At 71.3% G+C, this 23694-nt stretch carries 22 protein-coding genes and 1 tRNA gene; 21 read left to right on the plus strand and 2 right to left on the minus strand.

The window, feature by feature from the left end:
• Positions 1-132 precede the first annotated feature (132 nt).
• The 11 genes from NNW99_RS24735 (at position 133) to NNW99_RS24785 (ending at position 6839) form a co-directional block, all read left to right on the plus strand.
• On the plus strand, positions 133-489 hold the full coding sequence (locus tag NNW99_RS24735; protein WP_215121316.1) for a hypothetical protein: 357 nt from the start codon (positions 133-135) through the stop codon (positions 487-489).
• A gap of 2 nt (positions 490-491) precedes the next feature.
• Positions 492-1847 carry an FtsK/SpoIIIE domain-containing protein gene (locus NNW99_RS24740; protein ID WP_215121317.1) on the plus strand — a complete coding sequence of 452 codons (1356 nt, stop codon included), beginning with the start codon at positions 492-494 and terminating at the stop codon, positions 1845-1847.
• Between the two features lie 83 nt (positions 1848-1930).
• Complete coding sequence (locus tag NNW99_RS24745) at positions 1931-2134, plus strand: hypothetical protein (protein ID WP_215121318.1); 204 nt, start codon at positions 1931-1933, stop codon at positions 2132-2134.
• Entirely contained in the window at positions 2134-2838 is a 705-nt protein-coding gene (locus NNW99_RS24750) for a DUF2637 domain-containing protein (RefSeq protein WP_215121319.1), read from the plus strand. Before NNW99_RS24745 ends, NNW99_RS24750 begins: the two co-directional genes overlap by 1 nt.
• Before the next feature lie 20 nt (positions 2839-2858).
• A complete protein-coding gene (locus NNW99_RS24755) occupies positions 2859-3053 on the plus strand; it encodes a hypothetical protein (protein WP_215121320.1) in 195 nt (64 codons plus the stop codon).
• A 1-nt stretch (position 3054) separates the two neighbouring features.
• Positions 3055-3246: a mobile element transfer protein gene (locus tag NNW99_RS24760; protein WP_215121321.1), complete on the plus strand. Its 192-nt coding sequence runs from the start codon at positions 3055-3057 to the stop codon at positions 3244-3246.
• Positions 3247-3258: 12 nt separating this feature from the next.
• The gene (locus NNW99_RS24765) at positions 3259-3414 is read left to right on the plus strand and encodes a hypothetical protein (RefSeq protein ID WP_215121322.1); all 156 of its coding nucleotides are present in this window, start codon (positions 3259-3261) and stop codon (positions 3412-3414) included.
• A gap of 24 nt (positions 3415-3438) precedes the next feature.
• Positions 3439-3756, plus strand: a complete 318-nt coding sequence (locus NNW99_RS24770) for a SpdD-like protein (RefSeq protein ID WP_215121323.1) — start codon at positions 3439-3441, stop codon at positions 3754-3756.
• A gap of 88 nt (positions 3757-3844) precedes the next feature.
• The gene (repSA, locus tag NNW99_RS24775) at positions 3845-5251 is read left to right on the plus strand and encodes a replication initiator protein RepSA (protein ID WP_215121324.1); all 1407 of its coding nucleotides are present in this window, start codon (positions 3845-3847) and stop codon (positions 5249-5251) included.
• Entirely contained in the window at positions 5248-5445 is a 198-nt protein-coding gene (locus NNW99_RS24780) for an AlpA family transcriptional regulator (RefSeq protein WP_215121325.1), read from the plus strand. The genes repSA and NNW99_RS24780 overlap by 4 nt, the downstream gene beginning before the upstream one ends.
• Positions 5445-6839 (plus strand): site-specific integrase, encoded by a 1395-nt coding sequence (locus NNW99_RS24785; RefSeq protein WP_215121326.1) that lies wholly within the window; start codon positions 5445-5447, stop codon positions 6837-6839. Before NNW99_RS24780 ends, NNW99_RS24785 begins: the two co-directional genes overlap by 1 nt.
• A gap of 136 nt (positions 6840-6975) precedes the next feature.
• Here NNW99_RS24785 and NNW99_RS24790 read toward each other — a convergent pair whose 3' ends face one another.
• Positions 6976-7209, minus strand: coding sequence for a hypothetical protein (locus NNW99_RS24790; protein WP_215121327.1), 234 nt, complete (start codon positions 7207-7209; stop codon positions 6976-6978).
• Positions 7210-7603: 394 nt separating this feature from the next.
• A tRNA-Arg gene (locus tag NNW99_RS24795) sits at positions 7604-7676 on the minus strand.
• Positions 7677-7996: 320 nt separating this feature from the next.
• Between NNW99_RS24795 and NNW99_RS24800 the strand changes: the two genes are divergently transcribed.
• The 10 genes from NNW99_RS24800 (at position 7997) to NNW99_RS24845 (ending at position 23669) form a co-directional block, all read left to right on the plus strand.
• Positions 7997-9604, plus strand: coding sequence for a dynamin family protein (locus NNW99_RS24800; protein ID WP_215121328.1), 1608 nt, complete (start codon positions 7997-7999; stop codon positions 9602-9604).
• A 3-nt stretch (positions 9605-9607) separates the two neighbouring features.
• Positions 9608-11467: a YfjP family GTPase gene (locus tag NNW99_RS24805; RefSeq protein ID WP_215121329.1), complete on the plus strand. Its 1860-nt coding sequence runs from the start codon at positions 9608-9610 to the stop codon at positions 11465-11467.
• 295 nt (positions 11468-11762) lie between these two features.
• On the plus strand, positions 11763-12239 hold the full coding sequence (locus NNW99_RS24810) for a single-stranded DNA-binding protein (protein WP_215121330.1): 477 nt from the start codon (positions 11763-11765) through the stop codon (positions 12237-12239).
• A gap of 279 nt (positions 12240-12518) precedes the next feature.
• Positions 12519-13931, plus strand: coding sequence for a Cys-Gln thioester bond-forming surface protein (locus tag NNW99_RS24815; protein ID WP_215121331.1), 1413 nt, complete (start codon positions 12519-12521; stop codon positions 13929-13931).
• A 324-nt stretch (positions 13932-14255) separates the two neighbouring features.
• A complete protein-coding gene (locus NNW99_RS24820) occupies positions 14256-15713 on the plus strand; it encodes a hypothetical protein (RefSeq protein WP_215121332.1) in 1458 nt (485 codons plus the stop codon).
• 44 nt (positions 15714-15757) lie between these two features.
• On the plus strand, positions 15758-16795 hold the full coding sequence (locus NNW99_RS24825; protein WP_215121333.1) for a glutamate ABC transporter substrate-binding protein: 1038 nt from the start codon (positions 15758-15760) through the stop codon (positions 16793-16795).
• 106 nt (positions 16796-16901) lie between these two features.
• Positions 16902-18236, plus strand: a complete 1335-nt coding sequence (locus tag NNW99_RS24830) for a hypothetical protein (protein WP_215121334.1) — start codon at positions 16902-16904, stop codon at positions 18234-18236.
• Positions 18237-18253: 17 nt separating this feature from the next.
• A complete protein-coding gene (locus NNW99_RS24835) occupies positions 18254-20836 on the plus strand; it encodes a serine/threonine-protein kinase (RefSeq protein WP_215121335.1) in 2583 nt (860 codons plus the stop codon).
• Positions 20837-20839: 3 nt separating this feature from the next.
• Positions 20840-22222: a PP2C family serine/threonine-protein phosphatase gene (locus NNW99_RS24840; protein WP_215121336.1), complete on the plus strand. Its 1383-nt coding sequence runs from the start codon at positions 20840-20842 to the stop codon at positions 22220-22222.
• Positions 22223-22322: 100 nt separating this feature from the next.
• Positions 22323-23669: a VWA domain-containing protein gene (locus tag NNW99_RS24845; protein ID WP_215121337.1), complete on the plus strand. Its 1347-nt coding sequence runs from the start codon at positions 22323-22325 to the stop codon at positions 23667-23669.
• The last annotated feature ends 25 nt before the right edge of the window (positions 23670-23694 follow it).

Below are 23694 nucleotides of genomic sequence, written 5' to 3' on the forward strand. Positions count from 1 at the left end.
CTCAACTTCCCGCAACCCGTCGCGAGTTCTTCTTCGCGGCGGGTTGACTCATGTACAGGAGTGATGCACTCTTCTTCATGTCACTCATGTACATGAGTGGCGGAGTTCAGCATCTATAGAGGAGTGATCTCTGTGCGCCAGATTCCCGTCGACACCGCCGGTGCGGTCGTGATGGTTGCCAAGTCCCCGCAGGTCAAGGTCCGTGACCGTCGGACCGGTGAGGTCGCGACCGACATGGAGACCGGGGCGAAGCTGATGACGGTCGACGTGATGTTCGCGGCCAACGAGGAGGTGGAGATCCTTTCCGTCACCGTCCCGGAGCCCGGGATCACCGGCGAGCTGTCCATGGGCACGCCGGTCGCGCTCACCGGCCTGATCGCCCGGCCCTGGGAGAACGACTTCAACGGCCAGAAGCGGCACGGCATCGCGTTCCGTGCAGTCGCGGTCACCTCGCTCGCCGACGCCGCCGCAGGGTCCAAGGCGGCCTGATCATGACCGCCTTCACGGTCACCCTGGTGCTGGTCGCCGCCGCCGTAGGACTCCTGCGGTGGCGGCGCCCCGCCTGGTACTGGTTGACCTTCGGGGTCACGCTGGCCGTGGTGCGGGTCCTGGCCCGGTACGGCTCGGTCATGGATGCGTGCGGGCTGACCGTTCCGCCTGCGCGGTGGCGGCTCGCCCTGGCCCGTGCCACCAACCGGCCATTACCGGAGGCCCGTTCCCCGCGCATCCTCCGGCTGCGCCCGACTCGTACCGGCCTGGTCCTGCGGCTCAAGCTCCGGCCCGGGCAGGACGCCTTCGACCTCGCCGCCGCCTCGGACCGGCTTCGGCACTCGTTCTCGATGTACGGCGTAACCTCGCGTGAGCTGCGTTCTGGCGTCGTAGAGGTGCGGATGACCGGCTATGACGTACTCAAGCGGGTGCAGATGCCGACCGAGACAGACACCCGGCCGATGCGTGTGCCGGTCGCTCTGCGGCAGGACGGCTCAGTCCACTACCGCGACTACCGGGCGATACCCCACGCCCTCACCCTCGGGGCCACGGAGTCCGGCAAGTCCGTCTATCAACGCAATCTTGTCGCCGGACTCGCCCCTATGGACGTTGCTCTCGTCGGCATCGACTGCAAGCAGGGGGTAGAGCTGTTCCCGCTGGCCCGTCGGTTCTCCGCACTGGCCGACGATCCCGACACCGCCGCCGAAGTGCTCGATGCGCTCGTGGTTCGGATGGAGCGCACCTATCAGCTCATTCGGGCTCAGCAGCGGATCGCCGCCGACGTGCCCGATGCGGAGATCGCCGCCGACATCTGGAACCTGCCGACCGACATGCGTCCCGTCCCGGTCGTGGTCCTGGTCGACGAGGTTGCCGAACTCGCCCTGTACGCCAACAAGGAGGAGGAGAAGCGCCGGGACCGCATCATCACCGCTCTGGTCCGCCTCGCCCAGCTCGGCCGCGCGGCCGGCATCTACCTCGAAATCTGCGCGCAGCGCTTCGGCTCCGAACTCGGCAAGGGCATCACCATGCTTCGCGCCCAGCTCACCGGCCGCACCGCTCACCGCGTCAATGACGAGACCTCCGCCAACATGGCCTTCGGCGACATCGCCCCGGACGCCGTCCTCGCCGCCATTCAGATCCCGGCCGAGAAGCGGGGGCTCGCCATCGCGGGCGACTCCTCCGGTGGGTGGCACCGCATCCGGGCCCCGCATACCTCGCTCCGGCAGGCCGTGAACATCTGCAACCGGCACGCCGACCGGACTCCGGACCTGCCCGAGCTGGCTCCCTACCGACCCGCTCTCTCTGGCCCCGCCGACGCTCCTGCGCAGCCGACTGAGCCTTCTCCGGCCACCGCCTGACCTCTCGCACCTCCACCGGTCGGCGTGACCGTCTTCGCGCCAAGTCCCTACCCCCGCCATGCCCAAAGAAGGGAGAACCCGCCATGTGTCCCAGCTGCGAGGACATCGCCCGGACCGTGCTCCTGCTCGGCCAACTCGCCCTGTACGCCGACATGGCTGGCGCCGACCTCGGCTTCGTGGAAGCCGTCAGCCCGTCCCTCGCCGTCTCGCTGCCCGAGCCGCCGCCCGGGATGTTTCCGGACGGCGACGACTCCGACGGTGGTCCCGCCTCCGCGGGTGACTGCTGATGGGCGCCCGTCACGGACTCCGTGTCGACGCGGTCCTGGTTCAGGCCGTGATTGCCGGTGCTCTGTCCTTCGCCCACCTGCACGACCTGGCCGCCGCTGCCGGTCAGGACGGCTGGAAGGCGTGGGCCTACCCGGTCAGTGTCGACCTGCTCCTGGTGGCCGCCTGGCGGCGCCTGCGCAGTGAGGGACCGTCCCGGCTGGCCTGGTGCTGGTTCCTCGTCGCACTGTTCGCGTCACTCGGCGCCAACGTGGCTACCGCCGGGTTCCTCGACCTGAACGACCCGCCCGCCCTCCTCCGCCTCGGCATCGCCGGTTGGCCTGCGGTCGCCTTTCTCGGTGGCACGCTCCTTGCCCACTCGGCAGCTGCGGAGTCGGAGCCGGTTACGGCGGCACCCGTCGCGGACACGTCGCATGCTGAGCCCCCGGCCGAGCAGTCGGCACCGGATGCCCGACGCCCTTCGGCCACGGAAGCCATGCCTGAGCCTGACGTGGACCCCGCCCTCGCCATGGCACCCGTCCCTCCAGCTTCGGATCCAGCCGCGGACTCCGTCCCTCAGGTCCCCGCCGTCCTGGTCGACCACGCCCGCAAGGTCGCCGACGAGTACCGCGCCCGTACCGGCGCCCCGATCGACCCCGACACCCTGCGCTCCCGCCTCGGCGTCCCGCCGCAGCTCGCCGAAGCCATCGCCGCCCAACTCACCTGACCAAGAAGAGAGGAAGACCGATGACCCGTGACCCGGCAGATCTGACCGCTTCCGACTACCTCGACGGCGCCCGAGAGATGGCGGCTGCCAACCGGCCCTTCCTTGCGCACCTGCTCGCCGAGGAAGCCGCCCGGCGCACCGCCGACCCGGCCACCGCCGCCGGTCTCCGCGCCAGCTTCCCCGCCCCGACCACGGCCCGAGAGGAAACCCACTGACATGCCCGCCCGCGACCACTTCCATTCCGTGATGCACATCGGCCCGGTACAGATCGGCACCCACCGCGACCGCAGTGGCCAGACCAAGCACGCCGCCGTGTGCACCGCCGACAACTGCGGCTGGTCGTCCGACTACTCCAGTCAGTCCGCCGCCCAGCTCGCTGCCCGCACCCACCGCTGCCGCATCCGCTAGGAGGCCCCCGCCATGCAGGTCCCGCTCTGGCTCGCGCTGCTCGTCGTCGGCTACCTCGGCGTCAAGCTCATCCGGCCGCCCGCCTGGCTCATCGCCGTAATCCTGCTCGGCGGCTTCCTCCTCGCCGACAGCGTCCTCGCCCCGGCCCTCAACGCCCTCGTCAAGTAGTCCGCCCCCGAGAGGAGAGCACCAATGCTTCGCCCGAAGATCCCCACCATGCCCACACCGACGGGCCTTAGCACCCGGCCCGCCGTCGTCGAGCCGACCACCGTCAGCCCGAACGTAGAGACCCCGCCGGCCGCTCCGACAACTCCGGCGCCGTTCCGGCCCTCGGTCCAGCTCACCCCCGGCACCGCGCTCGCCCTCGTCGGCGGCGGTACGGCCGTCGTCCTGGTCCTCGGTGCCGTCCTGGTCTCGCTGCTTCTGGCGGTCGCCATCACCGGCGCCTCGGTCGCCGTCTGCGCGGTCGTCCTGCGCTCCCTGCTCGCCTCCGACGCCAAGCGACGCTGACCGGCCCCCGGGCGGCCTCGATACCGCCAAGCATCCGCCGCCCGGGCGCCGTCCCTGTCCGATCTCGCAACCGGAAGGAACACCCAGCATGGCCCACCGCGCCTCACCCGCGACACCGAGTGCGCCCACGCCAGACACATTGCTCGACCCGATCACTCTCGGGGACGTGCTCCGGGTGGCCTCGGCCTCCGACTACACCCGGTGGGAAGACCAGGTCCGCCGCACCGGCGGCTGCTCCGACCCCGTCCACCTCACCGGCTGGGTCATCCAGAAGGACAAGACCACCGGCGAGACCCTGCACCATTACTCCACCGCGAACGAGCCGGGCGGACGCCTCCGTCTCGCCTGCGGCAACCGCCGCGCATCCCGTTGCCCGGCCTGCGCTTGGACGTACGCGGGGGACACCTACCACCTCATCCGCGCCGGACTCGCCGGAGACGACCGACGCGACATCCCGGCCACCGTGCGCGACCACCCGCGCGTCTTCGCCACCCTCACGGCACCGTCGTTCGGCCCGGTCCACAACCGCCCCGATCACGGCACCTGCCGCTGCGGCACCTCACACGCGTCCGACGCCCCAGAGCTGGGCACTGCCCTCGACCCGGACACCTACGACTACGCGGGCGCCGTGCTGTTCAACAACCACGCCGGACAGCTCTGGCAGCGCTTCACCACCCGACTCCGCCGCGAACTCGCCGCCCGCGCCGGCCTGCCCCGCCGGGAACTCGCCGACCACCTTCGGGTCTCGTACGGCAAGGTCGCCGAGTTCCAGAAGCGCGGAGCCCTGCACTTCCACGCCGTCGTACGCCTCGACGGTCCGGAGGGGCCCGGGACGCCGCCGCCCACCTGGGCCACGGTCGACCTCCTCACGGACGCGCTCCTCGCCGCCGCCGCGCATTCGTACACGTCGGTCTCGGTCCCGGCTGCCGGTGACCAGCCCACCCGGACGTTCCGATGGGGCCAGCAACTCGACGTGCGCCCGGTAAGGGCCTTCGGCGACGGCTCCGACATCACCGAACAGGCCGTCGCCTCGTACGTGGCCAAGTACGCCACCAAAGCCGCCGAGAACACGGGGACCCTGGACCGCCGCATTGGTGAGCTCTCCGAGCTCGACCGCCATCAGGTCCCCGACCACACCCGACGTCTCATCACCGCGTGCCGCGACCTGGACAGCCTCTACCCGGACCGGCGCCTCTGGGCCTGGGCGCACATGCTCGGCTTCCGCGGGCACTTCTCGTCCAAGTCGCGCACCTACTCCACGACTCTCGGCTCCCTCCGCCAGGAACGCTCCGACTACCGCGCCGCCCAAGAACGAGACGCTCTCGGCCTCGACGACCGCGAGCCGGACACCGTCCTGGTGCTGACGGACTGGCAGTACGTCGGCCACGGCCACTCGCCGGGTGAAGCCGCCCTCGCTGCGACCATCGCCCGTGACCTCAAGACCAACCGCGAGACCGCCCGCGATGCCCTCCTGACCGAAGGGAGCACGGAATGACCACGGCCATCCGGTCACGCACCATGCTCACCCTCGCGGAGGTCTGCGAGGAACTGGCTGTCTCGCGCTCGACCTTCTACGACTGGCGGGCCAAGCGTCGCGCACCGCGCTGCATCAAGCTCCCGAACGGCGACCTCAGGATCCGGCGGAGCGACCTCGACCACTGGCTCGATGACCGCGAGGACGCCGCCTGATGGAGACGACGTACGACGTGAAGGTCTACAAGATCCTCACCTACAAGGGCGCCCGGAAGACCACATACACCGTGCGCTGGGTGGTCGCAGGGAAGCGCTGGCGTGAGCCCTTCGACACCGTCGCCCTCGCCGAAGGCTTCCGCTCCGAACTCATCCGGGCCACCGGCAAGGGCGAGGCATTCGTCATCGCCACCGGACTCCCGGTGTCCCACCGCTCCAAGTCGGCTGCCATGAGCTGGTACAAGTTCGCCGTCGAGTACGTGGATGCCCGGTGGCCGCAAATCGGCGGCAATAGCCGCAAGAACATGGCCAAGACCCTGACGGCGACCACCATCGCGTTGCTGCGGGCCAAGCCCACTCAGTTCGCACCTGCGGCCGTGCGCTCCGCTCTGCGTGAGTGGGCGTTCAACACGAACCGACGCCCCGACGCACCCCGAGACGTGGTGGCCATCCTCCGATGGGTCGAGCGGAACTCCCTGCCCGTCTCGGCCTGGGAGGACCCGGAGAAGGTCGACCAGGTCCTGCGCGCCATCGACACGCGCCTCGACGGCAAGCAAGCGGCGGCCTGGTCCCGCAAGCGCAACCGCCGCATCCTCAACGTCGCCATGAAGTACGCGATCCGGCGGCGCATCCTGCGGACCAACCCGCTCCCCAAGGGGAAGGAGTCGACGGCCGTCGTGAAGACCACCAACGCCGTGGACAAGCGATCCCTGCTGAACCCTGAGCAGGCGGCAGCGATCCTCGACTGGATACGACGCCGGCCGCGCGGTGGTGAGCGACTTCACGCCTTCTTCGCCACGCTGTACTACTGCGGTCCACGGCCCGAGGAAGCCGTAGCGATGCGGGTGGAGGACGTGACCCTGCCCGAGCCCGACGCCGCCGACCAGTGGTGCGAGCTGCTGTTCCACACCGCGACCCCAGAGGTCGGAAAGCAGTGGACCGACACGGGGGAGATCCACGAACAGCGCGACCTGAAGGGCCGTGCGGAGGGTGAGACCCGCACTGTCCCGGGGCATCCAGCCCTCACGCGCATCCTTCGGCAGCACATCGAGGACGAAGAGCTCAAGCCGGGTGACCTGCTGTTCCAAGGCGAGTCTGGCGGCATCCTCGCCGGTTCAGTCATTCGTCGGGCATGGCGCAGCGCGCGCAAGGCTGTACTGCCCCCGCACGTCTTCGACTCGCCCACCGGCCGGCGCGTCTACGACAACCGGAACACGCGCCTGACGAAGTGGCTGAACGACGGGATACCGCCCGCCCAGGTGGCGGAGTGGGCCGGGAACAGCGTCGCCGTACTTCTCGCCACGTACGCCCGCTGCATCGACGGCCAGCTGCCGGACCTGAAGCGGCGGCTGGAAGCCGCGGGCGATCTGCCGGAGGTGCCTGGTGTTGGCTGATCCGTCGGCCGAGTTCGAACACCGGTGACAGCCGGACAGCCCCGGAGTCCGCCCTCAATTATCGAGTGAGGCTCCGGGGCTGACGTGTGCGTCCGGGCTCGTTGACGTCAGCCGACGGAAGAGGCGGCCTGGCTTACTAAAGATCCGCCCAGGTATGCGGCTCCATATAGGCGTGCCACCCTCGGAAGAACCAGTCCGCCAGATCCGTCAGCCGCTCGATGCAGGCGGTGTAGTAGTCGGCCGGTTCCGGGCGAGGGAAGTTGGGGTGCGCCGTCCACGAGGGAACGTCCGTGGCCACGTGGTAGTAGCCCTCGGCCAGCCATCGGGGAAGCTCCTCGGCTTCCTGCCAGCGTGCACAGACAGTGCGCATGGCTTTCTCCAGCCGGGAGAAGGCGTCTCGATCCCAGACCAAATCGCTTCGCAGTCCCAGCAGGAAGCTCCCGGGCTCGGAACGGAACTCGTGCTCCAAGGTCTTCAAAGCTTGGTCCATGGCGCAGATGCTGCCAGCCCACCGTCCACGCTTACAGGAGGGTGGGCTGGCTCTCACCGGGAAGGCGACGGCCTGGAGGTGCCCGGCGCCGGCTGATCCATCGGCCGAGAACTTCGACACGTATTCGACACGGCCACCCGCAAAAACCCGGTAACAGCCGGACAGCCCCGGAGCCCGCCCTTGATCATCAAGGGGGAGTCCGGGGCTTCGTCGTACCGTCTGGCATGCACCCTGACCAGCAAAAAGCCCTCCCCAAAGGGAGGGCGGAGACTTGCGCCCCCGGCAGGACTCGAACCTGCGGCCAAGCGCTTAGAAGGCGCCTGCTCTATCCACTGAGCTACGGGGGCCGGTGTGGTGGCCTCTGTCGTGGTGCCCTGGTGTGGGCTGATCCGTGACGTTGCCGGGGACAAGGATAGGGCTCCCGCGTCCTTGTCCCTGTTGCTTCGCCTCCGTGGCTCGATGTGGAGGTTCAGTGAAGCGGTCCTGATAATCGCAGGCAGGTACGAATCGTGCACCGCTTTTGGCGTCAGAGGCATCGGGTGTTGTGCACTCGTTATGCCTGGAGTGTGCCTGTGTCCCAGTCGCCCCTTCCATCCCTTGTGTCCTGTCGGCGCGCAGACATGCTCATATGCTTCAGAATTCCCCTAAAATTGGGCATTCTTCACATGTGGTGACCTTGGACGTAAGGCCTCAGCTGCTCGACGCACTCTCCGCCCTGCGCGACCGTGTCGCCGCCGCACGCTTCCCGCTGCCCCTGGCGGGGGCCCCACGCGCGCGTGCCAACCGCGACGAACTGCTCGCGCAGCTCGACGACTACTTGGTGCCCCGGTTGCGGGAGCCCGAAGCGCCGCTTCTGGCCGTCGTGGGCGGATCGACCGGAGCCGGGAAATCGACCCTGGTCAACTCCCTCGTAGGACGGCGGGTCAGCGAGGCGGGCGTGCTGCGGCCGACAACCCGGACGCCCGTGCTGGTCTGCCACCCGGAGGACCATCACTGGTTCGGAGGGATGAGGGTGCTGCCCGACCTCACGCGCGTGTGGGCACCCCAGCAGAACGACACGGACGACCTGCTGCTCCCCGGCGAGGACCCCGCGCGCGTGCTGCGCATCGAGAGCGCCGACACGCTGCCCCCCGGCCTCGCCCTGCTCGACGCGCCCGACATCGACTCCCTGGTCTCCGACAACCGCGTCCTGGCCGCCGAGCTCATCTGCGCGGCCGACATCTGGGTCATGGTCACCACCGCCGCCCGCTACGCCGACGCCGTGCCCTGGCACATGCTGCGCACCGCCAAGGAGTACGACGTCACCCTCGTCACCGTGCTCGACCGGGTGCCCCACCAGGTGGTCGCCGAGGTGTCCCGGCAGTACGGTGCCCTGCTCACCAAGGCCGGCCTCGGACACGTACCGCGCTTCACCGTGCCCGAGCTGCCCGAGTCGGCCTTCGGCGGCGGCCTCCTGCCGCTCACCGCCGTCGCCCAGCTCCGCACCTGGCTGATCCACCAGGCCCAGGAGCCGGCCGCCCGGCAGCAGGTCCTGGCCCGCACGGCGTACGGCGTCCTCGACTCGCTCAAGTCCCGGATGCCCGAGCTGGCCGGCGCCGCCGCCGCGCAGCACTCGGCCGCGCTGCGGCTCACCAGCGCCGTCGAGGGGGCGTACGACAGCGAGCACAAGCGCGTGCGGGGCCGGTTGCAGGCCGGGGCGGTGCTCGCCGGGGACGCGCTCAAGCGGTGGCGAGCCTTCCCCCTGGACTGCACCGCCACCGAACTCCTCGACGCGCTCGTGGAGAGCCTCAGCGCGCTGCTGCTGTGCGCCGTCACGGCCGCCGACGAGCGCGTGGACGACGCCTGGCGGCGCGAACCGGCCGCGGCCGCCCCGGAGCTCGCGCCGGGCGATTCGGCGGCGGAGAGCGCCGAGCACCGGATCGGGCTGGCCGTGCGGCGGTGGCGGCGGGAGCTCGAGGAGTACGCCGAGGACGAGGTCGGCGAGCTCGACCGCGGCGCCGCACCCGACCCCGAGCTGATCGCCGCCCTGGTCGCCACCGGCCTGCTGGGCGGCCGCCGGGGCCGGATGGCGGGGGAGGGGCTCGCCGAGCGGATCGGCGCCCACGGCGCCCTGCGGCTGCGCGACCGGGCCGGCCGGCTGCTCGCCCAGCACGTCGACCGGGTCCTGTACGCCGAACGTGAGCGCCGGCTCGCCCCGCTCGACGCCCTCGACGTCCACCCCGAGCACCAGGCCGAACTCATCGCCGCGCTGTCCGTACTGCAGAAGGAGAGGTGACCGGTGACCGCCGTCACTGACCAGGACCACACCGAGCACGCCGATCAGCCAGGCGACGGGGGCAAGGCGGGATCCGCCGGAGGGTCCGCCGGAAGTTCCTCCGCCCAGCCCTTTCAGGCTGCCCAGAACGGCTCCCACGCGCGCGTGCAGGACGACCGTACGGACTCCACGGGCGCCTGGGACGACGGGCTCATCGCACGCCGCGTCAACGAGACGACGGACGGAAGCCAGTTCGCCCCCGCGGACAGCCGGTCCGCCGCCCCGCCCGCGATGAGACCACTGGTGTACGACGGGGCGCTGCGCTCCCGCCTCGAGGCGCTGCGCGAACTGGTGGGTCTCTCCCGCACCCGCCTCGACAGCAGGACGCTGGCGGAGGCGGGCCGGGTGCTCGACGAGGCGTCCGCGCGGCGCAGGCTCTCCGGGCAGCACACCGTCGTCGCCATCGCGGGCGCCACCGGCAGCGGCAAGTCGCAGCTGTTCAACGCGCTCGCCGGTGTGGCCATCTCGGAGACCGGAGTACGCCGTCCCACCACCGCGGCGCCCATCGCGTGCAGTTGGAGCGACGGGGCGGCGAGCCTCATCGAACGGCTCGGCATCCCGCCCCGGCTGCGCCGGCGGCCGCTGCCGACCGGGGACGCGGAGTCCCGGCTGCACGGGCTCGTCCTGATCGACCTGCCCGACCACGACTCGGCCGCCGTACAGCACCGGGAGCATGTGGACCGCATCCTGGCGCTCGTCGACGCGGTCATCTGGGTCGTCGACCCTGAGAAGTACGCCGACGCCGTCCTCCATGAGCGCTATCTGCGGCCGATGGCGGCCCACGCGGAGATCATGTTCGTGGTCCTCAACCAGATCGACCGGCTGCCCGGGGAGGCCGCCGATCAGGTCCTCGACGATCTGCGGCGACTCCTTGACGAGGACGGCATCGCCCTCGGGGAGTACGGCGAACCGGGTACGACCGTGCTCCCGGTGTCCGCGCTCACCGGGGAGGGCATCGGGGACCTGCGCGAGGCGCTCGGCCAGTTCGTGGGGGAGCGCGGGGCGCCCGCCCGTCGCGTCGCGGCCGATGTGGACGTCGCGGCCGCGCGGTTGTGGCCCGTCTACGCCACCAGGCGGCGTACGGGGCTCAGCGAGCAGGCCCGGGAGGAGTTCGCGGACCGGCTGGCCGACGCGGTGGGCGCCACGGCGGCGGGGGAGGCGGCCGAACGGGCGTGGCTGCGCAACGCCAACCGCGCGTGCGGTACGCCCTGGCTGCGGCTGTGGCGCTGGTACCAGGACCACGGCGAGCCCACCACGGGCCGGCTCCCCTCGCGCACGCAGGCCGACGAGGAGGCGACCGCCAGGCAGCGGGTCGAGCAGGCGGTCCGTACGGTGGCCGACCGGGCCTCGGCCGGGCTGCCCGTGCCCTGGGCGCAGGCGGTGCGCGAGGCGGCCACCCGTGGCTCCCAGGGGCTGCCCGAGGCGCTGGACGAGCTGACCGTGCGCGCGGGGGTGCCGACGGGGCGGCCGCCGCGGCCGGGATGGTGGCCGATGGCCGTGTTCTCCCAGGCCTCCATGACGATCCTTCAGTTCCTGGGCGGGCTGTGGCTGCTGGGCCAGATCTTCCAGATCATGTCGCCGAACCTGGGCGTGCCGGTGCTGCTGATGGTGATCGGCATCGTCGGCGGTCCGCTGATCGAGTGGAGCTGCCGGATGGCGGCCCGCGGCCCGGCCCGCCGCTACGGCCTGGAGGCGGAGCGGCGACTGCGCAAGGCGGCGGCCGGGTGCGGCAGGGCCCGGGTGCTGGATCCGGTGGCGGCGGAGCTGCTGCGGTACCTGGAGGTGCGGGAGCAGTACGGGAGGGTGGTGGGGGCCGGGCGATGACGGCGGGGGCGTGGCGGCTGTGACGGGCCGCGTGCGCGGGTACGGCGAGGGCGGCGTCCGGTGGGGCGTCGCCCTCGCCGCGTCCGTGTCCGGTTCGGTGTCCGACTCGGTTTCGGGCTCGGCGTGTGGCTCGGTGTCACTCGCCGGGGTGGCGGAGTTTTCCACAGGTGGGCGGTGGTCCACAGTGCTCAGCGGGCTCGGCCGGGGCGGGGCAGTCTGGCGGACACAGCCGTACGGGACGGGCCCGTACGGGGCTCGGTCCGGTGTCGGAGTCCGGGCGAGGGAGGGGTTCGCGATGAACGAGACGATGGTCTGCGCGGTCGGCAGGGTGGCGACGCAGCCGGTGTACCGGGAGATGGCGTCCGGCCCGTCGGCGAGGTTCCGGCTGGCGGTGACCGCGCGCTACTGGGACCGCGAGAAGAACGCGTGGACGGACGGGCACACCAACTTCTTCACGGTGTGGGCCAACCGCCAGCTCGCCACGAACACGGCGGCGTCGCTGACGGTGGGCGAGCCCGTGATCGTGCAGGGCAGGCTGAAGGTGCGGACCGATGTGCGCGAGGGCCAGAGCTGGACCTCGGCGGACCTCGACGCGGTCGCGATCGGCCACGATCTCGCCTGGGGCACCTCGGCCTTCCGGCGCGGAGGGAAGCAGGAAACGGCGGCCGCGCCGACCGCACCTGAGCCCAACTGGGAGACACCGCCGGATGATTCAGAGGCGCACTCGGACCCATCCGCTCAACGACAGCCGGAGCCAGCAGCAGTGACGTGACGTCAGTCACCGTCACTCTGTCCGAACTACGGCTTATCGATGAGTGCGCACCGTACGACCAGGGGTGGATTTGTCGATAAGCCCTGCCCGCAAGGGATCTTGGCGATAACGATTCCGAGTCGGATCACTCATCCGACCGTCTGACCGGCGGGCGGGCTCCGACGCCTCCCTAGGATGCCGGACATGGTTCTCGGGGCTCTCGATGCCCGTGAGGATTCTGATTTCTGCTGGTGGGACCGTACCCCCCACGTCAACGGGTCCTGCTCGAAAGGAAATTTGGTGTTTGCTTCGTTCTCGGCGTTGTTCGTACGCAGGCGAGGGGCGGCCCGCCTCGGCGCCGCGACGCTGGTGTCCGGGCTCGTCGCCGCGGGCGTGCTGGCCGGTGCCGGCCAGGCCGCCGCCGGCGATGAGACGACGCAGGGTGAGGGCGGGGCGGCCGCGACCATAGCCGGACTCAAGACGTACGGCACCGCGGTGATTCACGGCGGCACCGGGGAACAGCAGGTGTCGGCGGGCCTGTTCGAGATGTCCGTCGAGGGCGGCGGCATGCTGCAGACGTACTGCGTCGACCTCCACAACCCCACGCAGCGGGACGCCAAGTACCACGAGACGCCCTGGGGCGGCACGTCCCTCGGTGCCAACAAGAACGCCGGCCGGATCCGCTGGATCCTGCAGAACTCCTACCCGCAGGTGAACGACCTCGCGGCGCTCGCGCGGAAGGCGGGCGTGCGCGGTGCGCTGACCGAGCAGGACGCGGCGGCCGGTACGCAGGTGGCGATCTGGCGCTACTCGGACGACGTGGCCGTCGACGCCCTCGACCCGCAGGCCGAACAGCTCGCGGACTTCCTGGAGAAGAACGCCCGGAATCTGCCCGAGCCCCGGGCCTCGCTCACCCTCGACCCGCCCGCCGTCTCCGGCCGGCCGGGCGAGCTGCTCGGCCCGGTCACGGTGCACACCAACGCCGGCGGCGTGACGGTGGCGCCGCCCGCGGACGCCGCCACGAGCGGGGTGCGGATCGTCGACAAGCAGGGCAGGGCCATCACGTCCGCGGCCGACGGCGGGCAGGTGTTCTTCGACGTTCCCGAGGACGCGGCGGCCGGCTCGGCCGAACTGACCGTGCAGGCCTCGACCACCGTGCCGGTCGGCCGGGCCTTCGCCTCCGAGAGCCGCAGCCAGACGCAGATCCTGGCCGGCTCCAGCGAGTCGACGGTGTCCGCGACGGCCGGGGCGACCTGGGCGAAGCAGGGCGCGATACCGGCACTGTCGGCGGCGAAGAACTGCGCCAAGGGCGGCGTGGACATCATCGCGTCCAACAAGGGCGACGAGCCGTACACCTTCGAACTGGCCGGACTGGAGCACACCATCGCCGCGGGCGAGACCAGGACGGTGACGGTCCCGCTCCAGGAGGACCAGGCCTACGACTTCACGATCCACGGCCCCGGCGGCTTCACCCAGCGCTTCACCGGCATGCTGGACTGCCAGACCCGGAGCAGCGAGACGGGCACGGCCACCCAGACCCTCAGCGAACCGAGCCCGGCCACGGTGGGCGGCACGGCCACCGACACCAACCTCGCCGAAACCGGCTCCACCGGCGTCACCCCGCTCATCGCGGGCATCGCCCTCACCTTGGTCGTCATCGGCGGAGCAACCCTGATCGTCCTCCGACGCAAGGCGTCCCCGACGATCGACTGACCGGGATGTACGGGCCTGTGGCAGCCCGACAGGGACGCCGCCACAGGCCTCACACCGACTCCGGGCTCAGAAGCAACAGCCCTTCGATGGAGTCCAACCGTGCGCTCAGGCCAGGGTCGAGTACCGGCCCTGCCTCAAGGGTTTCGCCGCTACGTCGGGTAGCCGCGCGCATTCGCACAGGGAACCGAACCGATCGCTCTGACGTGTTCCTGTGCAGGGGTGGTGGTTCACGCTGCGATCCGATCAAGATCGAGGCAAGGCCGGTGCGGATGTCAGTGCCGGCAGCGATACTTGCGGTGACGGATGATCATGGGGGAGGTCACAGTGACACACCTGCCGAAGAGCAGCCCACCACCACCGGGCCCGAGCCTGCCCATTCTCCCGGCCGTTCCGGCGCAGTCGGCACCTCCGGCCCCGCCTCCCGGCACCGGTAGCGGCCCCGCCTCCTCCTCCCCGCCCCCGGCACCCCGCCGCACCGCCTTCGCGGAGGGCCTCGACCAACTCCGCACCGCCGCAACCACCGAGCCCGGCCGCCTACGCATCATCGGCGCGCTCCTGGCCCTGCTCGTCATCGCCTTCGGAGCCGTCACCGCCTGGCAGATGACCGACCGCGCGGCCGCCGCCGACGACGTCCTCACCAGCAGTCAGCCCCTCAGCTCGGACGCGGCCGACATCTACCGCTCCCTCGCGGACGCCAACACCGCCGCCTCCAGCGGCTTCCTCGCCGGCGGCCAGGAATCGGCGGCTTCGCGCGACCGCTACGAGCAGGACATCCGCACGGCCGCCGACAAACTCGTCAACGCCGCCGCCAACGCCGACCCGGACTCCCCGTCCACCGCGACGATCGCCAAGCTCAACAAGCTCCTCCCGGAGTACAAGGGCCTGGTGGAGCGCGCCCGCACCTACAACCGCCAGGGCTTCCCGGTCGGCGGCGCCTACCTCCGCTACGCCAACGAGAAGATGCAGCAGCAGATGCTCCCGGCGGCGGAGGACCTGTACAAGAAGGAGAACCAGCGCCTGCGCGCGGACTACGCGGACGCCACGCCGTACCCCTGGGCCGCCATCGCCCTGGGCGTCGCCGCCCTGGCCACGCTCGCCTGGGCCCAGCACCGCAACTACCGGCGTACGAACCGGGTGTTGAACCAGGGCCTGGTCGCCGCCACGGCCACCGCGACCGTCGTCCTGCTCTGGCTGGTCGTCGGCCACACCATCGCCCGCGCGGGGTTGAACGACTCCTACGACCACGGCGTCCGCTCTCTGAACGTGCTGCACGACGCTCGCATCGCCTCCCTCAAGGCACGGGGCAACGAGAACCTGACCCTGGTGGCCCGAGGCGCCGAGACGAAGAAGGTCGGCGCGCAGACCGTCGACGCCTACGACTACGACTTCCGCACGGACATGGCCGACCTCGGCAAGTACCTGGCGGCCGCCGCGAACCTCGCCGACGACACCTCGGGCGAACAGCCCGTCACGGCGGCCGTCGGCAACATGACGGAGTGGAAGAAGCGCCACACCGCCGCCCGCGAGCAGGACGAGAACGGCAACTACCAGCAGGCGCTGGACAGAGTCATCGGCACCAAGGGCGCCACCGGCGAGTGCTTCGACAGCGTCGACGCGAACCTGCGCACGGCACTCGCGCACGAGGAGACCGAGTTCAAGCGCGCGGCCGACGACGGCCGGGACGCCCTGACGGGCCTGTCGGCGGGCGCTGCCGTCCTCGCGGTCCTGGGCGCGGCGGGCGCGGTGCTGGGCATCGGCCGCAGGCTGTCGGAGTACCGATGAACGGGGCACGGGAGACAAGGGGAGACGTGAAAGGGGGCGTGAGCATGCGAGCACGACGTCTGCGGGCCGGCCTGAAGGGCTGGGGCGGGGTGGCGACGATGGCGGTCGCCTGCGCCCTGGTGGCGGTCTTCGCGCTGTGCGTCCCGCTGTCCGGACGGGGCCTCGACGACGGCCGGTCCGTCACGCAGGCCTCCCAGACCACCGTCGAAAAGGCCGAAGAGGACTGCGAGGCCCCCGAGAAGCAGACGCTGTCGCCCTCCTCCGCCGACGGTGACACCATCCAGGCGATCAAGGACCGCGAGGGCGAGAAGCGCAAGCTGATCGTCGGCGTCGACCAGAACAGCTACCGCTGGGGCTACCGCAACCCCAACAGCGGCAAGACCGCGGAGCTCGAGGGCTTCGACATCGACCTGGTCCACCGCATCGCCGACGACATACTCGGCGACCCGGACGCCGTCCAGTTCAAGGCGATCCCCACCGACCAGCGCATCCCGGCCATCCAGGACGGCCGCGTGGACATGGTCGTCCGCACGATGACGATCAACTGCGACCGCATCGAGGACGTCGCCTTCTCCGCGCCCTACTTCAAGACGGGACAGCAGGTCCTCGCCCCGAAGTCCTCGCCCGTCAAGGGCTACGACGACACGCTCGCGGACCGCAAGATCTGCACCGCGGCCGGCTCGACGGCCTACTCCACGCTGGAGGCCGACCAGAAGGACGGCAAACTCCCCGCCACCACCGACATATCCACGACCGTCCCGAACCAACTCGACTGTCTGGTCAGGCTCCAGCTCGGCGAGGTCGACGCCGTGGTCACCGACGGAGCGCTCGCGGCGAGCCAGGCGGCACAGGATCCGACGGTCCAGCTCAAGGGCGACGCCTTCACTGCCGAGTACTACGGCGTGGCGATGAAGAAGGACGCCGACGATCTGGTACGCCGGGTCAACCAGATCCTGGTGGACTACCGCGAGGACACCGCGAACGGCTGGCAGGCCTCGTACGGGAAATGGCTGTCGGCGACACTGGGCAAGGATGCGAAGAAGTCGGAACCACCGGCTCCGCAGTACCTCCGCAACACCTGACCGCAACACCTGACAGCTCGACCGACACCCGGCCCCACAACCGACCGAACTCCGACCAGCAAGCCGACCCAGACCCAACCGGCACTACCGCAGCGAGAGGTGATCGATGGGCGTCACGGGATCCACCGGGCCGGTGATGGACCGGGACGAGGTGGACCGTGCGCTGGCGCGGCTCGGCGCGGAGCACGAGGCGATCGAGACCTCGCTCCTCGCCCTGCAGGACCACGCGGGCCGCAGACTCCTGGAGGGCGCGGAGCTCACCGGTGTCACCCAGGAGCGCTGGACGTCCACGGAGGCGTCGATCACGCTGCTGTGGACCTACTTCGACGCGTACACGGACGCCCTGCGCACCGCCCGCGACATCCGCTCCCGCCGCCGCTGGTCCAGCCGCGAGGACCTGGTGGAGCTGACGGAACTGCTGACCGGCGAGTCCGTCACCGTCGCGGGCAGCGCCACCGCGACGGCCAACGCCCCCACCCTGCACGGCGCCGCGAACAGACTCAGCGAGCGCTACTCGCTCACCACCCTCGTCGACCGGATGAACGAGCTGTACGCGACGAGCCTGGACATGGTCGTCGCCGCCGACGCCGTCTGGTCGGCGCTGCCCGCCCGGATCGACCTGCTGGCCGCCGAACTCCAGCGCACCCGAAGGCTCGCGCACTCGGTGGGCGTGCGCCCCGGCGAACACCCGGCGGGCGACGACCTGGAGCGCATCACGCGCACGCTGACGAAGCTGCGCGAGCAGGTGATCTCGGACCCGCTGGAGTTCTGGCTGGCGGCGGAGGGCAGTTCGGCTCCGGGTGGCGGCCGGCCGGACACGACGGTGTACGACCGTGAGGCGCGCGCCCTGGAGGACGTACGCCGGGAGATCGACGCGGTCCTGACGGTCCGGCAGGACGCCGAGAAGCGGATCGTCCGGCTGCGGGACATCCTCAGCCGCGCGGACCGCACGCTGGCCGAGGCGCGCACCGCCCGCGGCGAGGTCCTCGCGAAGATCGCGGCGACGGAGGTGCCGGTCGTCAGCGGGCCGCCGACGGTGTTGCAGGAGCAGGTGACGGCGGCAGCCGACTACCGCAGGCAGGGGCAGTGGCACCGGCTGTCCCCGCTGCTGGAGTCGCTGGAGCAGAAGGCCGAGGACGAACTGCTGCGTGCCCGTGAGTCGTTGACCGCGGTCACCGCGCCCCTGGCGGTCAGGGCCGAGCTGCGCGGCCGGCTCGACGCGTACAAGGCGAAGGTCGCGCGGCACGGCTTCGCGGAGGACGCGCTGCTCGTGGAGCGGTACGAGAAGGCGCGCCGCATGCTGTGGAGCGCACCCTGCGATCTGCGCGCCGCCGAAGGGGCCGTGCTGCGCTACCAGCAGGCCGCCCTGGAGCTGCTGGGCGGCCCGCGGGTGCCGGACCAGGGCGCGGTCGAGGACGACCGGAGGGGGCCGGGCGCATGAGCGACAAGGGGGAGTCCATGACCGAGACACGCATCTGTCAACGCCCCACCTGCACGGGCGCCTACGAGGACGTGGGCGGCGGCGAGCTGTACTGCGACACCTGCGGACTCGCCCCGGTCGTCGCGGCTGGGGGTCCCCCCTCTGGGGGAGGCATGGTCGCCTCGCCCCCCACCGGCATCACCGCCGGCGGCAAGGGCGGCTCCCGCGGCTCGGGCGCCAGCGGCAGCTCCCGCTCCAGCAGCCGCAGTTCCCGTACGTCGTCCCAGTCGTCGAAGTCCCGCCGCTCGGTGTCGGGGCGGCTCTCGCGCTCCCTGTCAGGCAAGTCGACGAGCCGCTCGGTGTCGGTGCGCAGCTCCGGTTCCGGCGCCGGTTCCTCCTCCCGGGGGCGGCTGGGCGCCGGGCTGGTGCAGGTGCCGCCGATCCCGCGGCCCGACCCGCGCGAGATGGTCCTGGACAACCCCGAGGTGCCCGAGCGGAAGCGGTTCTGCTCGCGCTCCGACTGCGGCGCCCAGGTGGGCCGGGCGCGCGGTGACCGGCCGGGGCGTACGGAGGGGTTCTGCACCAAGTGCGGCCACCCGTACTCGTTCGTGCCGAAGCTGAAGTCCGGTGACGTCGTGCACGGCCAGTACGAGGTGGTCGGCTGCCTCGCGCACGGCGGCCTGGGCTGGATCTACCTCGCCGTCGACCGGGCGGTCTCGGACCGCTGGGTGGTCCTCAAAGGCCTGCTGGACACCGGCGACCAGGACGCGATGGCCGCGGCGATCTCCGAGCGGCGCTTCCTCGCGGAGATCGAGCACGCCAACATCGTGCGGATCTACAACTTCGTGGAGCACCTGGACCAGCGCACGGGCTCCCTCGACGGCTACATCGTCATGGAGTACGTCGGCGGCAAATCGCTGAAGGAGATCGCCAACGGCCGCCGCACAGCGCAGGGCAGGCGCGATCCGCTGCCGGTGGAGCAGGCCTGTGCGTACGGCATCGAGGCGCTGGAGGCGCTCGGCCATCTGCACAGCCGCAACCTGCTGTACTGCGACTTCAAGGTCGACAACGCGATCCAGACCGAGGACCAGCTCAAGCTGATCGACATGGGCGCGGTGCGCAGGATGGACGACGAGGAGTCGGCCATCTACGGCACGGTGGGCTATCAGGCCCCGGAGGTGGCCGAGGCCGGTCCGTCGGTGGCGAGCGACCTCTTCACCGTCGCCCGCACGCTCGCCGTCCTGACCTTCGACTTCCAGGGCTACACCAACGTCTACGCGGACTCCCTGCCCGACCCGGACCACATCGAGGTCTTCCGGCAGTACGAGTCGTTCTACCGCCTGCTGGTCCGCGCCACCGACCCCGACCCGGCCCGCCGGTTCGCCTCCGCGCAGGAGATGACCGAGCAGCTCACCGGCGTCCTGCGGGAGGTCGTCTCCCTCCAGACGGGCCGCGCCCGGCCCGCCCTGTCCACCCTGTTCGGACCCGAACTGCGGGTCACGGACACGGAGCTGTTCCCACGGCTGGACGGTGAGGTGTCCCGGCTGGGAGCGCGGGCGGTGCGGACGCGGCGCGGCTCCCCCACGGCGGCCGCGCTGCCCGCCGCCGCTCAGCTCCCCGCAGGCGGCGAGCAACCCCACACCCAGCTCCCCGCAGGCGGTCCGCTTCCCACCGGCCTCGTCAGACCCGTCGACGCCCCCGCCGCCACCCTCGCCCTGCCCGTGCCCCGGGTCGACCCGACCGACCCCAACGCCGGTTTCCTGGCGGGCCTGATGACCTCCGCGCCCGCCGAGCTGCTCGGAGCCCTCGCCGCGGCCCCGGCCCCGTCGACCGAGACGCGGCTGCGGCAGATCAGGGCCTGGCTGGAGACCGGCGAGCCGGCCGCCGCGCTGGAGGCCCTGGTCACGCTGGAGGGCGAGCGGCCCGACGACTGGCGGGTGGTCTGGTACCGGGGCGTGGCCGCGCTGGTCACCGGCGACGACGAGGGCGCAGCGCTCGCCTTCGACGCGATCTACGACGCCTTCCCGGGCGAGATCGCGCCCAAGCTGGCGCTGGCCCTGTGCGCGGAGGTGCTGGGTCAGCTCGACAACGCCGCCGAGTACTACCGGCTGGTGTGGTCGACCGACCCGAGCTATGTCAGCGCCGCGTTCGGGCTGGCCCGCGTCCAACTGGCGAGCGGGGACCGGCGCAGCGCCGTGACGACGCTGGAGTCGGTCCCGGAGTCCTCCATCCACTACACGGCCGCGCGCGTGGCGGCGGTACGGGCGCGGCTGAGGCAGCGCACGGCGGCCGCCTCCGACGTACCGTTCCTGGAGGATCTCACGGCCGCCGCGGCCCAGGTCGAGGCGCTGGAGGCGTACGGTCTGGACCCGGCGCGGCGTGAGCAGTTGTCGGCCGAGGTCCTCGGCAGTGCGCTGGACTGGGTACTCTCCGGGGGCCAGGGTTCCGTCCCTCCCGCCGCCGGGGGACGGACGCTGCTCGGCAGCGGCCTGGACGAGCGGGGCCTGCGTTTCGGCCTGGAACGCTCGTACCGCACGCTGGCCCGGCTGGCGCGGGGCGGCGAGGAGAGGATCGACCTGGTGGAACGTGCCAATCGTTACCGCCCCCGGACGTGGGTGTAGTTGATGTCGCAGATGCCCCAGTTGTCCGCCTGCCCGAGTTGCGAGGAACCCCTCGAATCGGGTGACCGTTTCTGCGGCGCGTGCGGATATGACCTGTCCGCCGTGCCCGAACGGCCGCAGGACAACCCGACCATCACCATGAACGGCTCGGTGCCCGCCCAGGGCGCCCCGGCCGGTGAGTATCCCGAGCGCCCCCCGGCGCCACCCGGCGGCGCGCCCTGGCCCGCCCCAGGGGCGGCGGGCCCTGAGGCCCAGGCCGCGGGCGTCCCCATGCCACCGGAGGCGCCCCCGGCCACCGGCGTACGGTTCGACCGGAGGCCGCAGTCCGACGGGCATGCCGCGCCGCCGGAGTCGTATCAGGCCCAGCCGGATCACAGTCACCCCGATCAGAGCCAGCCCGACGAGTACCTCCTCCAGGCACCGGACCCACGGGTGTCCGCCGAGCCCGCGGCCCCGGCCGCCGGCACCGGCGGCAAGGTCTGCGTGGCCTGCCGTGCCGGCCGCGTGGACGACGACGGCTACTGCGAGAACTGCGGCCACGCCCAGCCGCGTGAACGGGACCACATGGAGCAGGAGTCCGGCCCGATGGCCGCGGTCAGCGACCGCGGTCTGCGCCACCACCGCAACGAGGACGCGTTCGCCATCGGCACCACGGCGCTGCCCGACGGCACCCCCGCCTCCGTGGCGATCGTCTGCGACGGCGTCTCCTCGGCGACCCGTCCCGACGACGCCTCCCAGGCGGCGTCGAAGGCCGCGAGCGAGGCGGTGCTGGCCGCCCTGCCGCGCGGCACGCACCCGCAGCAGGCGATGCACGACGCGATCGTCGCCGCCTCACGCGCCGTCAACTCACTCGCCGCCGAGCCCGCCACGGCCCTGGAGCAGGCCCCGCACCAGAACGCCCCCGCGTGCACCATCGTCGGTGCAGTGGTGACGTCGGGCCTGCTGATCGTCGGCTGGGTCGGCGACAGCCGCGCCTACTGGGTCCCGGTCGACCGGAGCGCTCCCCCCGCCCGGCTCACCGAGGACGACTCCTGGGCCGCGCAGATGGTCGCCGCGGGCCTGATGAACGAGGCCGAGGCCTACGCCGACGAGCGCGCCCACGCGATCACCGGCTGGCTCGGCGCGGACGCCTACGAACTGGAACCGCACACCGCCGCGTTCAAGCCGGACCGGCCGGGCGTCGTGGTGGTCTGCACGGACGGGCTGTGGAACTACGCGGAGGCGGCCGAGGAGATGGCCCGGGTCCTCCCGCTCGACGCCGCCTCCCATCCGCTGCACAGCGCACGGGTGCTCGTCGGCCACGCCCTGGACGGCGGGGGCCACGACAACGTAACAGTGGCCCTCGTGCCGTTCCCCGCCGTGCCCCAGGGGGCAGGATCGGCCTGAGGCCACGTACGAGGACGCCTCGGCGGACCGGAGGGGACCGGTCCGCCTACCGTCATCACCCCGCTGAAGACGGGGGCTTTCGAGGGGGATCGAAGCAGGCATGGCCATTTTCTCGAAGTCGAACGTGCCGCAGTTCTCGGTGGACGTGTACCAGAACGAGTACCTGCCGGAGGGCGCCCGCGAGGTCAACGCCATCGTCACGGTGACGGCGACCGGCGGCGGCACGATCGGCAGCGCGGTCGCGGCACCCCACCTCTACTCGCCCGGCGAGGGCCCCTCCGCGGCCGTGGCGGTCATGGTCGACTGCTCGGGGTCGATGGACTACCCGCCGACCAAGATGCGCAACGCCCGGGACGCCACGGCCGCCGCGATCGACACCCTGCGCGACGGCGTGCACTTCGCCGTGATCGGCGGGACGCACGTGGCCAAGGAGGTCTACCCGGGCGGCGGGCGCGTCGCGGTCGCCGACGCCACCACCCGCGAGCAGGCCAAGAAGGCGCTGCGCTCGCTCAGCGCGGGCGGCGGCACGGCCATCGGCACCTGGCTGAAACTCGCCGACCGCCTGCTGTCCTCGGCGGACGTCGCCATCCGGCACGGGATCCTGCTCACCGACGGACGCAATGAGCACGAATCGCCCGAAGACCTGAAGGCCGCGCTCGACGCCTGTGCCGGGCGCTTCACCTGCGACGCGCGCGGAGTGGGTACCGACTGGGAAGTGAAAGAAGTCACAGGGATCGCCTCCGCCCTGCTCGGCACCGCCGACATCGTCGCCGATCCGGCCGGGCTCGCCGCCGACTTCACACAGATGATGGAAACGGCGATGGGCAAGGAGGTCGCGGACGTCTCGCTGCGGCTGTGGACCCCGGTCGACACCACCGTGAAGTTCGTCAAGCAGGTCGCGCCCACGGTCGAGGAACTGACCGGCAGGCGCACCGAGGCGGGCCCCCGCGCGGGCGACTACCCCCTTGGTTCCTGGGGCGATGAGTCCCGTGACTACCACGTCTGTGTCGAGGTCCCGGCCGCGCACATCGGGCAGGAGATGCTCGCGGCCCGGATCTCGCTGGTCATTCCGCAGCCCGACGGCAGCGTCCAGAACCTCGGCGCGCAGGGTCTGGTGCGGGCCGTGTGGACCGACGACATGGTCGCCTCGACGTCGATCAACCCTCAGGTCGCCCACTACACCGGGCAGGCCGAACTGGCACAAGCCATCCAACATGGACTGGACCTTCGCAAAGCGGGGGATATGGATGGAGCAACGGCCAAACTGGGCCGGGCCGTTCAGCTCGCGAGTGCCTCCGGGAACGCCGATACTGCGAAACTGCTTGCGAAGGTGGTGGACGTGGTCGATGCCGCGACCGGTACTGTGCGACTGAAGGCGAAGGTTCAGGAGGCCGACGAGATGACGCTCGAGACCCGGTCCACCAAGACCGTTCGTGTAAAGAAGTGACCTAGAAGAGATCGAAGGAGGGACG

Source organism: Streptomyces sp. CRCS-T-1, assembly GCF_024442335.1.
Classification (GTDB): Bacteria; Actinomycetota; Actinomycetes; order Streptomycetales; family Streptomycetaceae; genus Streptomyces; species Streptomyces koelreuteriae.

Excerpts from the sequence above, each read along its gene's own strand:
- NNW99_RS24760 (WP_215121321.1), top strand. The coding sequence starts at position 3,055 with ATGCCCGCCCGCGACCACTTCCATTCCGTGATGCACATCGGCCCGGTA.
- NNW99_RS24835 (WP_215121335.1), top strand. The coding sequence starts at position 18,254 with ATGACCGAGACACGCATCTGTCAACGCCCCACCTGCACGGGCGCCTAC.
- NNW99_RS24750 (WP_215121319.1), top strand. The coding sequence starts at position 2,134 with ATGGGCGCCCGTCACGGACTCCGTGTCGACGCGGTCCTGGTTCAGGCC.
- NNW99_RS24780 (WP_215121325.1), top strand. The coding sequence starts at position 5,248 with ATGACCACGGCCATCCGGTCACGCACCATGCTCACCCTCGCGGAGGTC.
- NNW99_RS24810 (WP_215121330.1), top strand. The coding sequence starts at position 11,763 with ATGAACGAGACGATGGTCTGCGCGGTCGGCAGGGTGGCGACGCAGCCG.
- NNW99_RS24770 (WP_215121323.1), top strand. The coding sequence starts at position 3,439 with ATGCTTCGCCCGAAGATCCCCACCATGCCCACACCGACGGGCCTTAGC.
- NNW99_RS24755 (WP_215121320.1), top strand. The coding sequence starts at position 2,859 with ATGACCCGTGACCCGGCAGATCTGACCGCTTCCGACTACCTCGACGGC.
- NNW99_RS24740 (WP_215121317.1), top strand. The coding sequence starts at position 492 with ATGACCGCCTTCACGGTCACCCTGGTGCTGGTCGCCGCCGCCGTAGGA.
- NNW99_RS24825 (WP_215121333.1), top strand. The coding sequence starts at position 15,758 with ATGCGAGCACGACGTCTGCGGGCCGGCCTGAAGGGCTGGGGCGGGGTG.
- NNW99_RS24830 (WP_215121334.1), top strand. The coding sequence starts at position 16,902 with ATGGGCGTCACGGGATCCACCGGGCCGGTGATGGACCGGGACGAGGTG.
- NNW99_RS24790 (WP_215121327.1), bottom strand. The coding sequence starts at position 7,209 with ATGCGCACTGTCTGTGCACGCTGGCAGGAAGCCGAGGAGCTTCCCCGA.
- repSA (WP_215121324.1), top strand. The coding sequence starts at position 3,845 with ATGGCCCACCGCGCCTCACCCGCGACACCGAGTGCGCCCACGCCAGAC.
- NNW99_RS24745 (WP_215121318.1), top strand. The coding sequence starts at position 1,931 with ATGTGTCCCAGCTGCGAGGACATCGCCCGGACCGTGCTCCTGCTCGGC.
- NNW99_RS24765 (WP_215121322.1), top strand. The coding sequence starts at position 3,259 with ATGCAGGTCCCGCTCTGGCTCGCGCTGCTCGTCGTCGGCTACCTCGGC.
- NNW99_RS24845 (WP_215121337.1), top strand. The coding sequence starts at position 22,323 with ATGGCCATTTTCTCGAAGTCGAACGTGCCGCAGTTCTCGGTGGACGTG.
- NNW99_RS24840 (WP_215121336.1), top strand. The coding sequence starts at position 20,840 with ATGTCGCAGATGCCCCAGTTGTCCGCCTGCCCGAGTTGCGAGGAACCC.
- NNW99_RS24785 (WP_215121326.1), top strand. The coding sequence starts at position 5,445 with ATGGAGACGACGTACGACGTGAAGGTCTACAAGATCCTCACCTACAAG.